16 protein-coding genes are annotated in these 15,478 nt (G+C 60.2%); 3 read left to right on the top strand and 13 right to left on the bottom strand.

The window, feature by feature from the left end; translation table 11 throughout:
* Positions 1-24: 24 nt before the first annotated feature.
* From trbL to ACIPUD_RS29940, 8 genes are all read right to left on the bottom strand, one after another.
* Entirely contained in the window at positions 25-1,254 is a 1,230-nt protein-coding gene (trbL, locus tag ACIPUD_RS29975; RefSeq protein ID WP_446482071.1) for a P-type conjugative transfer protein TrbL, read from the bottom strand.
* Complete coding sequence (gene trbK-alt, locus ACIPUD_RS29970) at positions 1,251-1,607, bottom strand: putative entry exclusion protein TrbK-alt (RefSeq protein WP_446482070.1); 357 nt, start codon at positions 1,605-1,607, stop codon at positions 1,251-1,253. Before trbK-alt ends, trbL begins: the two co-directional genes overlap by 4 nt.
* Entirely contained in the window at positions 1,607-2,338 is a 732-nt protein-coding gene (gene trbJ, locus ACIPUD_RS29965; protein WP_446482069.1) for a P-type conjugative transfer protein TrbJ, read from the bottom strand. Before trbJ ends, trbK-alt begins: the two co-directional genes overlap by 1 nt.
* Positions 2,335-4,776 carry a conjugal transfer protein TrbE gene (gene trbE / locus ACIPUD_RS29960; RefSeq protein WP_446482068.1) on the bottom strand — a complete coding sequence of 814 codons (2,442 nt, stop codon included), beginning with the start codon at positions 4,774-4,776 and terminating at the stop codon, positions 2,335-2,337. Before trbE ends, trbJ begins: the two co-directional genes overlap by 4 nt.
* A 10-nt stretch (positions 4,777-4,786) precedes the next feature.
* On the bottom strand, positions 4,787-5,050 hold the full coding sequence (locus ACIPUD_RS29955; RefSeq protein WP_085394395.1) for a VirB3 family type IV secretion system protein: 264 nt from the start codon (positions 5,048-5,050) through the stop codon (positions 4,787-4,789).
* Positions 5,050-5,376 (bottom strand): TrbC/VirB2 family protein, encoded by a 327-nt coding sequence (locus ACIPUD_RS29950; RefSeq protein ID WP_085394394.1) that lies wholly within the window; start codon positions 5,374-5,376, stop codon positions 5,050-5,052. The genes ACIPUD_RS29955 and ACIPUD_RS29950 overlap by 1 nt, the downstream gene beginning before the upstream one ends.
* A gap of 1 nt (position 5,377) precedes the next feature.
* Positions 5,378-6,292, bottom strand: coding sequence for a P-type conjugative transfer ATPase TrbB (gene trbB / locus ACIPUD_RS29945; RefSeq protein WP_317246408.1), 915 nt, complete (start codon positions 6,290-6,292; stop codon positions 5,378-5,380).
* A gap of 257 nt (positions 6,293-6,549) precedes the next feature.
* Positions 6,550-7,878 carry an MFS transporter gene (locus ACIPUD_RS29940; RefSeq protein ID WP_446482067.1) on the bottom strand — a complete coding sequence of 443 codons (1,329 nt, stop codon included), beginning with the start codon at positions 7,876-7,878 and terminating at the stop codon, positions 6,550-6,552.
* A 390-nt stretch (positions 7,879-8,268) separates the two neighbouring features.
* Here ACIPUD_RS29940 and ACIPUD_RS29935 point away from each other — a divergent pair, with 390 nt between their 5' ends.
* A complete protein-coding gene (locus ACIPUD_RS29935) occupies positions 8,269-9,192 on the top strand; it encodes a class I SAM-dependent methyltransferase (protein ID WP_446482066.1) in 924 nt (307 codons plus the stop codon).
* 173 nt (positions 9,193-9,365) lie between these two features.
* On the opposite strand, the gene ACIPUD_RS29930 is transcribed toward ACIPUD_RS29935, so the two are convergent.
* The 5 genes from ACIPUD_RS29930 to ACIPUD_RS29910 all read right to left on the bottom strand — a co-directional run bounded on the left by ACIPUD_RS29930 (position 9,366) and on the right by ACIPUD_RS29910 (position 13,773).
* Entirely contained in the window at positions 9,366-10,874 is a 1,509-nt protein-coding gene (locus ACIPUD_RS29930; RefSeq protein ID WP_446482065.1) for a tetratricopeptide repeat protein, read from the bottom strand.
* 200 nt (positions 10,875-11,074) lie between these two features.
* A complete protein-coding gene (locus tag ACIPUD_RS29925) occupies positions 11,075-11,878 on the bottom strand; it encodes an IS110 family transposase (protein ID WP_446482064.1) in 804 nt (267 codons plus the stop codon).
* A gap of 736 nt (positions 11,879-12,614) precedes the next feature.
* Positions 12,615-12,941: a hypothetical protein gene (locus ACIPUD_RS29920; RefSeq protein ID WP_377791817.1), complete on the bottom strand. Its 327-nt coding sequence runs from the start codon at positions 12,939-12,941 to the stop codon at positions 12,615-12,617.
* Positions 12,942-13,130: 189 nt separating this feature from the next.
* Positions 13,131-13,334, bottom strand: a complete 204-nt coding sequence (locus tag ACIPUD_RS29915; RefSeq protein WP_377791816.1) for a hypothetical protein — start codon at positions 13,332-13,334, stop codon at positions 13,131-13,133.
* Between the two features lie 250 nt (positions 13,335-13,584).
* Positions 13,585-13,773, bottom strand: coding sequence for a hypothetical protein (locus tag ACIPUD_RS29910; RefSeq protein WP_377791815.1), 189 nt, complete (start codon positions 13,771-13,773; stop codon positions 13,585-13,587).
* 646 nt (positions 13,774-14,419) lie between these two features.
* On the opposite strand from ACIPUD_RS29910, the gene ACIPUD_RS29905 reads away from it, so the two are divergent.
* Both ACIPUD_RS29905 and ACIPUD_RS29900 read left to right on the top strand, forming a co-directional pair.
* Positions 14,420-14,707, top strand: coding sequence for a hypothetical protein (locus ACIPUD_RS29905; RefSeq protein WP_377791814.1), 288 nt, complete (start codon positions 14,420-14,422; stop codon positions 14,705-14,707).
* A gap of 399 nt (positions 14,708-15,106) precedes the next feature.
* Positions 15,107-15,478, top strand: a 372-nt coding sequence (locus ACIPUD_RS29900) for a hypothetical protein (protein ID WP_446482166.1), incomplete at its 3' end; no start/stop codon positions are given.

Genomic DNA, 15,478 nt, shown 5'->3' with positions numbered 1-15,478 from the left:
GGCAGATTGGCGTTCGCCTGGCTGTCAGCGCTCTCCTTCGGAGAGATCGACAGAAGAACCGCTGCCGCCATGATCGCCGGAGCGCACCGCGTGGCCGGCCGCCGACGCGCCGTGCCGAATGGTCTGGGCGCGCTTGATGCGCCGCGCCCAATCGGGTTGCCCCTCTGTGCCCGTGCTCGCGGCCGGCTCACCCGCTTGCCCGCCGCCGGCGAATGCGGCCGCGGCTCGACGTAACGGGCTCATTGCAGCCGAGCCACCCGCCTCGGCGACAGCGGCAAGGCCGCCGGTTCGATACGCCGCGGATGCGCCGCTCACGATGGCAGCTCCGCCGCGTCCCGCACCTGCCAGCGCACCGCCAGCGAGACCAGCGCCACCGGCAGCAAGGCCGGCACCTGCCGCAACGACGCCGCCGGCAGCAAGGCCTGTTCCGATCGCGGCGCCGGCGCCGAGCTGCGGCCCGCCGGAGACCAGGCCGTTTGCGATTCCAGGACCGAAGATACCGAGGCCCAGCAAGGACAGGGCCGCGAGCACCAGCGTCATCGCATCTTCGATTGTGGGCTGCGCGCCACCAAAACCCGCGGTGAACTGCGCGAACAGGGTTGAGCCAATGCCGACGATGACGGCCAAGACCAAAACCTTGATCCCGGAGGATATGACGTTGCCCAAGACCCGCTCCGCCGCGAAGGCCGTCTTGCCAAACAAGCCAAAGGGAATGAGCACGAAGCCGGCCAGCGTCGTCAGCTTGAACTCGATCAGCGTGACGAAGAGCTGAATGGCCAGAATGAAGAAGGCCAGCAGAACCACGATCCATGCGAACAGGAGAACGACGATCTGGACGAAATTCTCGAAGAAACTGATGTAGCCCATCAGGTTCGAAATCGAATCGAGCATCGGCCTTCCGGCATCGAGTCCGACTTGGGCGATCTTTCCCGGCCGCAGGAAGTCTGACGCTGAAATACTTGATCCAGATGCCTTCAGCCCGAGGCCGGCAAAGCTCTCGAAGACGATCCGTGCGAGATTGTTCCAATTGCCGATGAGATAGGCGAAGATCCCAACGAACAGCGTTTTCCTTACGAGACGCGCGATGATGTCCTCGTCAGTGCCCCAACTCCAGAATAACGCGGCAAGCGTGATGTCGATGGCGGCAAGCGTTGTCGCGAGATACCCGACCTCGCCACCCAGCAGCCCGAAGCCGTTGTCGATGTAGCGGGTGAACGTCTCAAGGAACTGGTCGATGATGCCGGTGCCGGTCATGGCTTAGCTTCCTCGGGCGCCCTGGCGGCCGGATATCCTTGCGGCATCCGGCTCTGATCTTTTGGCACGGCTGTCGGGCCGGTTACCGCAGAGGCAGCACCGTCCCGTCTGACAAAGAAGCGACGGCGGTTTTCGGCCCAGACCTTCTGGCAATGCTGATAGCCGGCGGCATCTTCCGAAGAGACGGTGCGGCAGCGCTCAAGCTCGGAACGGTCAACGTCTTTGGCCTGCTCTGCCGTTTGCATCGCAGAGGTATTTTCTCCGCCACGAAGCTTGATCGCGCAGCCTGCGACGACCAGCACCCCGACCGACATGAGTAGCGATAGCGCTTTGAATGGGCCTGTATCTGTCATCAGTGGAACATCCGCACGTCCTGGGATTGATAGCCCTGCCCCGGCGTCAGAAATCGACGGAGCTGTTCTCGCCCCTGGTGCTGGGCTGCAGCGCGCTGCGCCGCTTCAAGGCTCTGGGCCCGACCTTGTGCCGCGACAGTGGCGGTGAGATCGGCTAGCTGCTGCGCCTGAAGCGCGAGGATCTGATTGCCGGCCTGGGTCGCCTGCAGGGCGCCGCTGGCACCCTGGCTCGACGTCACGAGCGCCGATGTCTGAATGCGATTGGTGTCGAGGTTGCCAACAACGCCGGCCTGGACCCGGAGCGCGTCCTGCAACGCGGCGACTGAGTTTTGCCAGCGCGATTGAGCGTTGTCGATCAGCAGCTGGCTGGACTGGCTGCCGCTCGCCGGCGCATAGCTGGTCGAAAACGCGTGGTCGATCTGTTGAACGTCGTAGGCGATGCGCTGGGCCTGGGCCAGCAATTGCTGGGTTCGCTGGATCGATGATTGCAGTTGCTGGAGCGAGGAGTACGGCAAGCTTGCGAGATTCCTGGCCTGGTTGATCAGCATCTGCGCTTCGTTCTGCAATGAGGTGATCTGGTTGCTGATCTGCTGCAGCTCGCGCGCGGCGGTCAGCACGTTTTGCACGTAGTTGTTGGGATCGAAGACGATCCACTGCGCTCGTGCGGATGCCGTGACGCAAAGCGTCAGGGCGATGGTGCTGGCCGCGGCAAATAGACCAAGGCGTCTCATTGCGACTTCTCCAGATTGATGAGACCGGGAATTAGGTCCGTGGCCCAGGCGGCGCCGCGGTGCTGAAGCCAGACCGGTACGAACCCGTCAGGTCCATGCTCGGCGAGGAGCTGTGCAATGGACGCCTGGTCTGTCTTGGATGAGGCCGCTGTGAATGCGAGCGCAACTTCGCCAAGTCCAAGTTCGAACATCCGGTTGCCGCGGCGAGATTGGCAGTAGTAGTCACGCTTGGGCGTTGCCCGTGCCAGAAGCTCGATCTGGCGGTTGTTGAGTCCGAAGCGGCGGTAGATCGCAGTGATCTGCGGTTCGATGGCCCGTTCGTTCGGCAGCAACAAGCGTGTTGGGCAGCTTTCGATGATCGCGGGGGCGATCGCCGAACCATCGATGTCCGACAGCGATTGGGTGGCGAAGATCACGGAGGCGTTCTTCTTGCGAAGCGTCTTCAGCCATTCGCGAAGTTGGCCGGCAAAATCCTCATCGTCGAGGGCAAGCCAACCTTCATCGACAATGAGGAGTGTTGGCCGGCCGTCGAGGCGGTCCCCGATACGATGAAAGAGATAGGCCAGCACGGCCGGGGCCGCGCTCGTTCCGATCAACCCTTCCGTCTCGAACGCCTGGACCGAGGACTCGCCAAGGCGCTCGAACTCAGCATCAAGCAGGCGCCCGGACGAGCCACCGAGGCAATAGGGTTGCAGGGCGCGTTTCAGGGAGTTCGATTGCAGGAGGACCGACAGGCCCGTCAGGGTGCGTTCCTCCCTCGGCGCTGACGCGAGAGACGTCAGCGCCGACCACAGATGGTCCTTGACCTCTGGGGTGATCTCGACCTTTTCGCGTGCCAGGATCGCACCAATCCATTCGGTGGCCCATCCGCGCTCCGAAGGATCGTCGATCCAGGCCAGCGGCTGCAACGCGACGGGTTGATCGCCTCCGTCAGACAAGGCACCACCGAGATCATGCCAATCGCCACCCATGGCAAGTGCGGCCGCCCGGATCGAACCACCGAAGTCGAACGCAAACACCTGGGAGTTCGGGTAACGACGGAACTGCATTGCCATGAGGGCGAGCAGGACCGACTTGCCAGCACCTGTCGGCCCCACCACCAGGGTATGGCCGACGTCACCAACGTGGAGCGAAAACCGGAACGGGGTGGATCCCTCGGTCTTGCCGAACAGCAGCGGCGGAGCGCCAAAATGCAGATCCCGCGCCTCGCCCGCCCATACAGCCGACATCGGAATCATATGGGCGAGGTTGAGGGTCGACACCGGCGGCTGCCGCACATTGGCATAGACATGCCCGGGGAGACTGCCGAGCCAGGCTTCCACGGCGTTCACTGTCTCGATCATGCAGGTGAAATCGCGGCCCTGAACGACCTTCTCGACCAGGCGGAGCTTTTCATCCGCAACATTGGCAGCACCGTCCCAGACGGTGATCGTTGCCGTGACAAAGGCCTGTCCGATCTGGTCCGATCCCAGTTCCTGCAGCGCCGCGTCGGCATCGAGTGCCTTGTTGTGGGCGTCGGTATCGAGCAGCGTCGACGCCTCATTGGTCATGACCTCCTTGAGGATGGCGCCAATCGACTTTCGCTTGGCGAACCACTGGCGGCGGATCTTGGTCAAAAGCTTGGTGGCATCGGTCTTGTCGAGCATGATCGCCCGGGTCGACCAGCGGTACGAGAATGGCAGGCGATTGAGGTCATCCAAAATTCCCGGCGTCGTTGCCCCCGGGAAGCCGACGATCGTGAGGACTCGCAAATTCGCCGAGCCCAACATCGGCTCGAGACCGCCGGTCAGCGGCTGGTCCGCCAACAACGCATCGATGTACATGGGAATTTCGGGCACGCGAACCCGATGACGCTTGGTCGAGATCGTCGAGTGCAGGTAGGTCAGCGTGGCCTGATCATCGAGCCATGCGCATTCGGGCATGAATCCTTCCAGAAGCCCGAGTACGCGGCTGGTTTGATCGATAAAGCCGCGAAGTACCTCGCGAGCATCGGCTCCAACGGTCCGATCGCGCCCTTCATAGAGCAGTCGCTCTGCCTTGGCTGCGCCCTCCTCCGGAGGCAGATAGAGGAAAGTCAGGAAGTAGCTGGACTCGTAGTGGGCGCCGGCCTCCTCGAACTGGGCCCTGCGCTCGGCGTCGACCAGCGCGGATGCGACATCCGGAAATGTGCTCGGAGGATAGCTGCCGGCAAAATGGCGCTGCGCCTCAACGAACACGGCCCAGCCGGATCCCAGGCGGCGAAGTGCGTTGTTCAGACGACCGGCGACCGCGACAAGTTCAGCTGGCACCGCGCTATCGAGGTCGGGTCCACGGAACTTCGCTGTCCGCTGGAACGAGCCATCCTTGTTCAGGATGATGCCCTTGTCGACGAGGGCGGCCCAAGGCAGGAAATCGGCAAGACGCGCATTGGAATGGCGATATTCGGCAAGGTTCATCATGACCGAGAACTCAGAGGTTGAGATGACCGGGAATGCGCAGATGGCGCCGCACGACATCCACAAAGGCGGGATCGCGCCTGGCAGCCCAGACGGCGGCCATGTGGCCGATGAACCAGAGGACAAGACCTGCGATCCAGAGCCGCAGTCCGAGTCCAAGGGCGGCCGCCAACGTGCCGTTGACGATGGCGACCGCCCGCGGCGCACCGCCCATCAGGATCGGCTCGGTAAGCGCACGGTGAACCGGCACGACAAAACCTGCGACCGCCTCGTCCATCAGATCACCACGCCGCCGCCGAACGAGAAGAACGACAGGAAGAAGCTCGAGGCGGCGAATGCGATCGACAGACCGAACACGATCTGGATCAGCCTGCGAAATCCGCCGGATGAATCGCCGAAAGCGAGGGTAAGGCCGGTTACGACGATGATGATAACGGCGATGATCTTGGCGACGGGGCCTTCGACCGATTGCAGGATCTGGTTGAGCGGCTGCTCCCATGGCATGTTCGAGCCGGCCGCCCATGCGGGCGCTGTCGTCAGTACAACCTGGCTGGCAATCGCCAGCAAAGCAGCTTCTCGGGGAATACGGAATCGTGGACGCATGTCAGTCTCCTGCTGGTGAAAGGCTGTAGTCGCCGGCGGCGCCAAGCCCTGTAACAAGGGCGAGTTCAGCGAGGCGACGGTCAGCACCGCGCCCCCCGAGCACGGCGACGAGGTTGATGGTTTCGGCGATCAGGGCGCGCGGAACCGTGATGACCGCTTCCTGGATGAGCTGCTCGAGCCTCCGCAGAGCGCCGAGCGCACTACCCGAATGAATGGTGCCGATTCCGCCGGGGTGACCGGTGCCCCACGCCTTCAGGAGGTCGAGAGCTTCGGCGCCGCGGACCTCGCCGATCGGGATGCGGTCAGGACGCAGTCGAAGCGAGGAGCGGACAAGGTCGGATAAAGTGGCTACGCCGTCCTTGGTCCGTAGCGCTACGAGATTGGGCGCCTTGCATTGAAGTTCGCGCGTATCTTCGATCAGGACGACGCGGTCAGCGGTCTTCGCTACCTCGGCCAGAAGCGCGTTGGTCAAGGTGGTCTTGCCGGTCGATGTGCCACCGGCCACCAGGATATTCTTGCGAGTGGCGACCGCACTCCTCAGGGCGTCGGCTTGCCCGGAGCTCATGATCCCGGCGGCGACGTAGTCGTCGAGCGTGAAGACGGCGACCGCGGGCTTGCGGATGGAGAAAGCGGGGGCAGCAACGACCGGAGGCAACAGGCCCTCAAAACGCTCGCCGGTTCCGGGAAGTTCAGCCGAGACGCGTGGTGAGCTTGCGTGCACCTCCGCGCCTACATGGTGGGCCACCAGACGAACGATGCGCTCGCCGTCCGCCGTCGACAAGGTTTCGCCAGTGTCAACCAACCCACTCGACAATCGGTCAATCCAAAGCCGCCCATCGGGATTGAGCATGACTTCGACGATCGTATCGTCTTCCAGGTAGCCTGCGATTGCCGCGCCAAGTGCGCTGCGGAGCATTCGCGCACCGCGCGAATTCGCTTCCGATTGAATAGATTTGATTGCCACTGCCGTCCCCACCGAATGAGAACGTCTGGAGCGTTCTCGGATCGGTTGATTAGAAAACGCACCAATGGATTTGGCGCAACAAGCGCTTACGGTAAGCGTAGATTGGCGTAGGAAAAGAAAGATCAAAAACTCATATTCGCACCGCGGAGCTAACCGGAGCGCTGCTGAATATTGATGCTATTCGTCGGCAAGCTTACTGCGGACGTGCCTCACCACTCCGAATCGGTATTCGCCGGCATGACCACGAGCAATTGTTCGCACGGCATGAACGTTTCGACTGCGTCGGAAACGCTAGCGGGCAAACGGAGCGGGTTTGAACCCATCCGCCGCCCGAAGGATCCAAGCCATGGTAGAGCGAACCAGACAAACGCGGCGATCTGCACCACCAGATTGAGACCGAACGCGGCTTGATAGGCAAAGACGGTCCTGTGGCCATCCACCACTGGCCACTGCTGCAAGATGAGGCCGGTCCCGCATTGGGAAACAAATGCCCAACCGAAGTGCAGCACATTCAAGGCGCCGTTGGCACGACCGGTGAGTTCCGGCGGAAAGTATTCAGCGATTGCCGCGAAGCTGACCACAGTCGCGGTTCCAGCGATTGCGATCACTGACCACGGCAAGATTGATGGCAAGGGCAAGCGAAGGATCAAGGATAGCTGGGCCGCGATGAATAGCCCTGCGATCGCGGCCACGATGATCTCTACTCCAGCCCGTCTTTGTCGGATGCAATGGACCAATGTCCCGAACGACCAGGCGCCGCCGCAAAGAACGATGGACATCGTGAACAGCTGTCCAACAAGCCTCGGATGGTCGAATCTCTCCACGTCGGTTAGCCATGGCGATGCCCACAACCCTTGCAGAGACCAGGCCGATCCGATGCAAGCGGCTGACAATGGGGCAATTCGCCAGAAACGCGGATCGCCCAAAACAGAGCTAAGGGTATTGCGAATGGTAGATCGGCCCATGATGCGCTCAGGCACCACGACGTAGATTAGAATTGCCGTCGCTCCGGTAGCGAACGCCAGGATCTCAAAGAGCTGCCGCCAGTTCATCCAACGGAGCAGGTATTCGGCGGGGGCCGTAGCGGTCACAGCTCCCAGCGATCCCAGCATGATCATGTAGCCGTTGAGCAAGGCAACTCGTTCCTTGGGAAACCAAAGGACGATGGACTTCAGTCCTGCCATCAGCGCCGCGGCCACGCCAAGCCCGAGCATGGCACGCGCGATCAAAAGTGACAGGAAACCAGTCGCTACCGCGAACAGTGCGGCCCCCGCCGCTGCGACCAGGAGCAGAACACTCTGAATGCGGCGCGGACCAAAGCGGTCCAACGATATCCCGATGGGAATCTGGACCGCCGCAAAGACAAGGAAATAGACCGACGTAAGCAACCCGAGATCGGCAGTCTCCAGACCGATATCCGAGCTCAGCTGACCGCCAATCAAAGCGTTGATCGTTCGAAACACGTACGAGAGATAATATCCAGCAGCAAAAGGTAGAAAAACGCATGCGATTCGACGCCATGCTGTTAAGGCTTGCATGCTGGCTCACTCCGTTGCTATCGGTTCGTGCGAGCCGGTAGCGCGTCCAGCTTTTTGTGGGCTTGGCTAAATTGGTGCCGTCGTAGGCTGGCGTTGAAAAAGAAAGGCCGACCTGATTTGTACTTGGGCGCGAACTGATAGATTCATCAAGTCCGCTTTAAAGCCGACTCAATCGGTCATTGATGTTTGCCGGCTTCAGGCCATGTCCAGACTTATGCAGCGCTCTCAATCGCGTTTCCTTCCGAAGCCTTCAGTGCGGCTGGTGCGCAAGTTGTTGCTGCTCTGTTCAGTCGATGGGCAGCTTTAACCATCGCCTATTCTAGTCTATCGTCCGTACGCGCCAGATCGCCCTAGTACTCAGCGAGACAAGCCGTCCCAGGAAGGATCGGGATGATGGAGTCATTGCCCAGCCGCACCGCACTCGCAACGTCGCTGATGAGAGCGCTGCATTCGCGGTTCGACCCGTCTCCCCTTTTCGACGATCCCTGGGGCGATCGACTCGTTCCCGAAGCTGAACGCGAAAGGATGACTGAGCGTGTATTGGCCCGCATGGATAAAGACGCGCGTGCCCGTGCCCTGCAGGGAACCAATACAGTGTTGGACGACTTCCTGCTCGCCAATACCGCACTGCCTGGAGTGGTAATCCGCTCTCGCTATGCAGAGGACGCGCTGCGCGAGGCGACAATCAGGGGCATCAGTCAGTATGTCCTTATCGGCGCCGGGTTGGATAGCTTCGCGCTTCGCCGGCCCGCTTTTTCCTACGCCCTGACGATCTTCGAGATAGACCATCCGGCGACGCAAACGATGAAGATCCAGCGTATTAAAGAATGCGGCATGTCGCTTCCGCCGTCTGTACATTTCATCGCTGCCGACCTCACGAACGACGATTTGGTGTCTGCTTTGGCTTGCTCTTGCTTCCAGAAAGACAAGAAAGCATTCTTCTCGTGGCTCGGCGTTTCGGTGTACCTGACACGCCAAGCCAATCTGGCAACCTTGCGTGCAGTGGCAACTTGCGGTGCTCCGGGAAGCGAACTTGTATTCACCTATATGGACCAAGCCGAGTTCGCCCAGAACACATCGCAATCACCACACAACGAGAATGCTAACCTGGTAGCGCAGACCGGCGAACCTTGGATTTCGGGATTCTATCCGGATGAAATCATCAACGATCTCGCCTGTGTTGGACTTGAGCTGGTTGAAGATCTAGACGGAAAGGCAATGTGGGAACGCTATCGGCGAGCAAGCACCACACTCGGACAGCCCCCCGCCAGCTTGCACATAGCCTTGGCGCGAGTGGGGAAAAGGTATTGGTGAATGCCGTCGAGCGCGGCACTGATGTCGGTTTTGGGGACGGGCGCTTGTTGAGCTAAGGCTGCTCGGCGTCTGACTCACCAGCGACAGCGGACGTCACCGCGGCTCCAGTGCTTTTCGGCTCAGGGCCAGAGAACACTCTGCTGGTAAGCAAGCAACGAAGGATCCTGGTGATCTCATTGCTCGCGGACGCCAGCCTTTCTAAGTCCATCAAGGATGCTGTCGTACTCACGGCGAAACTGCGCATTGCTCGAACGTGCGTAGCCTATTTGACGGAACCATTGGACCGTGAAGTCCGGCAAGATTGCATCCAATTCGGTCGTCACTTGGGAGGTCATTTCAAGTTGGCCGGTGGCTCCATAAGCTGAAATCAGATCCACATACGGCATCCAGTATAATTTGTTCAGATTGATCGAGCGCCTGCATTCCTCAATGGCCTCGTTGTATTGCTGCACATGGGCGTGAGCATGGCACAGGAAGAAATGCCAGGTGCTACGCGCCGGATCTTTGGGACTTAGGCGTAAAGCAATCTGAACTGGGTCGAAGGATTCGTGCGCGCGTCCCGCTGTGACAAGTGCAATTCCTTTTGTTGCGTATGCAAGCGGCGAATTTGGGTCGGCTTCCAAAGCGGCGTCGAATTCAGATAACGCTCCCTCGGGATCTCCATAGAGTAAAATGTTTCCTTTGGTTATGTGCGCATTCGCGCTCGTCGGCCGCTTTGAAAGAACTTTATCAATTAAGCTGGTGGCGATCTTTTTGTCTTCCGTCACGGCAGTTGACCAGCCGCTGAGTATGCCGCTCGCTATGCACCACGCTTTACCGAGCATCGCATCAACGTGGTCCGGATCGAGATGCAGCGCGGCCTCAAACAAGTCCTTTGCCTCGGTGATCGTTACGTTGCTCTGAGGTCCATAGACTTTTGCCCACCCGCGCATCGTGAAATCCACGGCATCTGGATTCGCGGGCTGGTCCATCAAACTGCGACGACTTTCGGCCTGGATGAGTTCAACGTTGAGAGAGCGGGCAAGCCGCGCCGTCACCTGGTCCTGCAGGGCGGCAAGATTCATCCGATCGCCGTCAAAACGATCCGACCAGACGTCACGACCGGTCGAAAGGTCTGCAAGCGACACGTTCATCCGAACCCGATCTCCAGCCCGTTGCACGGCGCCCTGCACCGCCCATCGGATACCAAGGTCCTTGCCGAGCGTCTTGAGATCGACCTGCTTATTCCTATAGGTGAAAGCCGTCCCGCGTCCGATCACGAATGTATCGGGCATTTGCGCGAGGTCGGTCGTCAGATCGGTCGTAATGCCGTCGGCGAAATAGTCCTGCTCTGCATCGTTGTTGAGGTTTGCGAATGGCAGGACAACGAGAGACAAACGGGGAGCAATGTCGGGCCGGGCCGTAGCCTCTTTCTGCGTTTTCTGGCTTTCCGGAAAGACGTCTGTGCGTAGCGTCTTCCAAACAGTCCAGTACCCGACGAGGCCACCCGCGATAGCACCCACAGCCGCAATTGAGGCGAGCGCGCCGCCGATCAACTGCAATCGTGCCCGCAAGCGGATCCTTAAACTGCGATCAGATGGCCGCTTCCCCGGTCGCTCCTGATCGGATTCTGCTTCGTCCGGCTGCCTGTTATCGGATGGCGGCTTGCCAGATGGATCGTTGGAGACCTCCCAGTTTGTCACCGCCGCCTCCCGCACGGGCTATACGCCCGGATTTCGAAACCTAGCAGAATTGCACGGCTTCAGGTTGGGTCATGGCCTCTGACTCATTCGCGTTCTTTTAAGTTGCCGCTCGACAGTTTCCAGCGCTCGCGGGGCGGCGGCATCAATGAGCCGCGGGACGCCCTGCTGACAGTGCTTTACGGTCTTTTAACCAACCCTGATCAGCTCGAGGCCGTGCGGGCAGAGGGCAAATGGCGCGCAGCCTTCGGCACGAGCCCGACCCAAGCCGAGAAGTCCCGCCCCGATCGGAAGGTCTTGGCATCGGCAACGCTTGCGACTAGCGCCGTTGGCAGTGCTGGACCGACGCCAGGGATCGCATCCAGTCGCTTGCTCGTCGCGTTTGATCGATGCCAGGCAATAATGCCCTTATCGAACTCCAGGATCTGAGCCTTCAGTCCCCGCAACTGACCGCCGAGAGCCGCAAGACACGCGCGGGCCACCTCCGGGACCCGGCGGTCGGCTGGATCGGCGACGACTTCCAACAGCTGTTCCACACCCCTGCGCCCGACGGGGGCAACAATCCCGAACTCGGCCAGATATGCGCGGATCGAGTTGATGACGGCAGTCTGCTGGCGAACGAAGAGATGGCGCACGCGATGAAGCATCAGACAGCTCTGTTGCTCGATCGTCTTGGTCGGCACGAACCGCATGTTGGGCCTTGTGACCGCCTCGCAAATAGCCTCTGCGTCGGTGCTGTCGTTCTTCTGCCGCTTGACGTAGGGCTTCACATAGGCCGGTGGCATCAGTCGCACCGTATGCCCCAACGCCTGCAGCTCGCGGGACCAATGGTGCGATGAAGCGCAAGCCTCGATCCCGACTAGGCACGGCGGCAACTTCTCAAAGAAGGACAGCACGAAACGGCGCTTGAGCTGACGGCGTATGATCACCTTGCCGGCTGTATCAACCCCATGCACTTGAAAGACCGACTTCGCGATATCCAGACCAATCGTTGAAATTGACTGCATAGGCTGCTCCTCCGAATCGTGGGAGCCTTAAACGGCGCCCATTGTTTGGCACTCTCGTGCCCGTGGAGGAGCCGTCCACAGCATCACAAGCGGAAGTGAATGCAAAGGAGGCGGCCCTGATCACGCCCTGTGTTCCGGGGACCAGCTCTGATTGGTCATCCAAGAACGCCATCGAGACACCTCCAGCAGCGGCGATCAAAAGCAGATGGCTTTGGGAAGAGAAGCCCGCGAGAGACGATCCAACAACGCCGGACGCTGTAACGAGAGCGAGCTGCCAGCGCCGCCCTTCCAGAGAGTAATCGACAAGCGCACTTGGAAACGCAACCAAAACACTCAAGAACGGGAGCCCAACCAACCAACCAAGAGCACTCGTCGACCCAAACAGAAAGTCGAGCACGCCGCCCATAAGCAGCGGCCCGACTATGAGAAACGTAAAAATGCGTTTCATTGGGTCAATGCCTCGCAAGAAAGGCGATCCGTTCGGAGCGTGGTGGCTCGTATAACCGGGTTGTGTTAACGCGGCACGAAGCCGAATCCGACAAACGTCTGCTACGGGTCAATAGCTGCCCATGCAACGGCGTGCAGCACAGGTCCGCTAAGGGCAGAACCGGCCCAATGCACTCCCTCAGGGATGCTGGTTTACTGCCCTCAGGAGTCCGCGCGGCTAGGCCAGGGGTAAGGGCCACGAGCGGCCGTTGCTTGCGGCTTAACGGGAGAGCCGCGGGGTGGGATGGTGTTAAGTCATCCGATGCCGCTGTTGGCGCATGATAGCCCGCGGGTCGTCAGCGTATTCCCGCGCCACTCGGCGAGCTTCTGAAGTGCGCTCATCCAGCTCAGTGACGGTGACTATCTGTTCGACGCTCCGGGCCAGCTGCTCATAGTTATTCGCAACTTGGCGGAGCGTATTTCTGGTCTGCGGGAATTCGCAGCAGTCGGCTTTGGTGCGAAATTCCTCGGCGCGCATCCGCCAGTACTTCGCTGTGTGCATTCGTTCGATACCCATGGCCAAGCCCTCGAATGGACCGTTGAGTCGCCATTCGCCGGGATCGCTTCGGCTGTCCATAAGCCGCGCTCCGACTTGAGGCTAGTTGTACAGGCGTCGATCTCCCTAGTCGTATCAATTGATACAGCCGCCCGTTAATTTTCGCATTTGCCTAGCTCGCCTAAGCACGGGAGCCATTTGGATGCGCATTCCGCTTCGGTTCAATAGCGGACCATCCGTCCGCCCCCTTCACGGCAGCGGCCGCTCGCCTCAGGGGCGCGGAGTTTTACGACGGTCCAGATTTTCGACGGGCTGCTCTGACCGTTCCAGCTGTTCTTGGCTCTGGGCGAGCAAACGGTAGCTGCTTTCCATCTGCTCGTAGAGGTGGCGGGTGGGCGGATGTGACATCTGCTCTTTGAGCCGGCGATAGAAGTCGGCCCGCTCCAGGTACTTGGCGACCTTCGCTGATGGCATCGTGAAATTCTTGCTCTCTCCGTCCAACCCGGTGCCGCCGGGATCTCTGTCAAAATTGGCTTCCGCGTTTCTCGGCGGCTTCGGCGAGCTTCATCCAGTCGCCCGCGAGCCGCAACCATACTTCGGCGGCGTCTAGGCTGACCGCTGTCGCCGCCTGTTGGCGGCACTCATCCGCCTGCTCGCGGAACCGTTTGCATCCTCTTGGCTCATGAGCCGAAAATAGCCACAACGCCCTTTGCGGTCTACTCCCTCAGCGATGCGGCGGCTCTTCTGGCGGACTGGGTGGCGGCAGTCCATATTCCATGGCGCGCTTTGCCGCCAGCTTTCGATAGGCCGCCGCCTGGTTCAACAGTTGGGTTTTGAAGGTCGAATCCTGCTCGCCCGCCGCCAATTTTTCCAGGCTCACGGCGCGCTCTAGGTATTCAGTCAACAGTTTCATCGCCGCCCCCGGCTTCTCTCTGATCCTCAAAAATCGCAAGGCGCGCCCGGTCCGCGGGCCGGCACAAGCTGCTCAGTGCGAACCACTGGGATTTCTTGCCGCCGTCGTACAGGTCGCTGGCGATCTGCTCGATGGTAGACCGATGGTTTTTGAACGTCCGGCGATGTCATTCGGATCGGCGCCGTCGGCGGCGGCACGTTCGCGTAAGGTGGTCCATTCGACCCGGCAAGTGATACGGTCACCGCCGCTGAACATCGCGAATAGAACGGCTTCAGGCGGCGCCTCCTCGAAGTCGCCGGATGGGTCTGGGGTAAGGGGCATCTCGAACTCTCCGTGTCAATTGCGCGCGGATGCCAACTGTCGACCTCGCCCGTCGATCCTATTTTGCTCTCTCAGGGGCAGCGCGATGTCCTGGAGTCCGCTTCGGGTCAACAGCAGCGGTAGCCGCGATGCTGGATTGTCGTCGGGTTTGCCTCTGACAGCCGACATGACACGGGTTCGAGCGACCATCGGCTAAGCAATCTTAGGCCCGCCGCGAACCCGCCGCTGACTCGACTTAATCGTCCGGTTCGTATCATTGCGCCTTAAACTAATGTGTGTGACCATATGGCTCCGGCCGCCCGATGCCGATGAAAAGCGAGTGCCAATGACTGTTTTCTTAGGCTCGGTGTTCGTAATGGACGTTGACAGCAAAGCTACGTTCGCCTTCGAGGCGAAGAACTTCCCAGAGGCACTCGAGCTATGCAAAGAGGGTTGGGTTCGTGAAGACCTGATTACGATGACATCGAACGGCGTGCCGCTTTGCTCCTCCACGGCGAAGTTGACAGTTCGCAGAGCTGACGAAGCCGAGATTGTCATCTATCGCAACGCCGCTATCCAAGCCCAGACCGAAAACTTGGTTCTAGCATATCTTGTCGATTTGGACCGCGCTTAACGCGCAACGGCTCGAAAGCGGCTGGCGAGACAAGCGTAGCTCGGCGTCGAGCTAACCGACTACAGCGGACATCACGGCGGCTGAAACGATCTTCGGCTTAGGGCCACAAGTGGGAACCAATGAGCCGCTCCTTGCTCAATGGCGTCGGTTAGTGCTCCCGCGACGATTTCCCGTCGGCCCCGATGAGCGGACATCTTAAGTGCCCATCGCAATGTCTCAAACGGGCTGCTGTGAACAGGTCACAGTCCAGCGCTTATGCCCCGGCCCCGGCAGCGTCGGCTTCATCTTCGCCAAGGTCTTTGCCCCAACGAGTTTTCGCAGCCGCTTGCATGTCCCGCTTCTTCGCGTTGCCTTTGCCGGTGGCGGGGATTTTCAGTTTGCTGAGGTGGATCGCCGACCATGGGAGCCCGCCAGCTCGCAGGCGAGTACGGCAGCTCCGAGCATGGGGAAGAGAGCTTTGACGCTGGAGAACTGTCCGGAGAAAGGTTCTTCGATACAGACGCCGATGCAGTCCGGCCCGGCAAATCTCTGGACGACCTCGTGAACGCCGACCGTTCGGCTGCCGGTGTTGCCTGTCATTCGGCCTGCAATATTGGCTCTGACGCATATTCGATGATCGTGATTGTTTTTATGGCGCGCCAATCGCCTAGCCTGAAGGAGATCGAGCTTAGCGCGCCCGTACATTTGCCGTTTGACCAGCTTGAGCTTGGTGATCTGAGCTTCCACTTGGCCATTGGACCATGGTTGCGTGATAGCCGCGTGCACCGCGCC

The organism is Bradyrhizobium sp. CAR08 (assembly GCF_052871955.1).
This window is presented reverse-complemented; position numbering and strand designations above follow the sequence as displayed.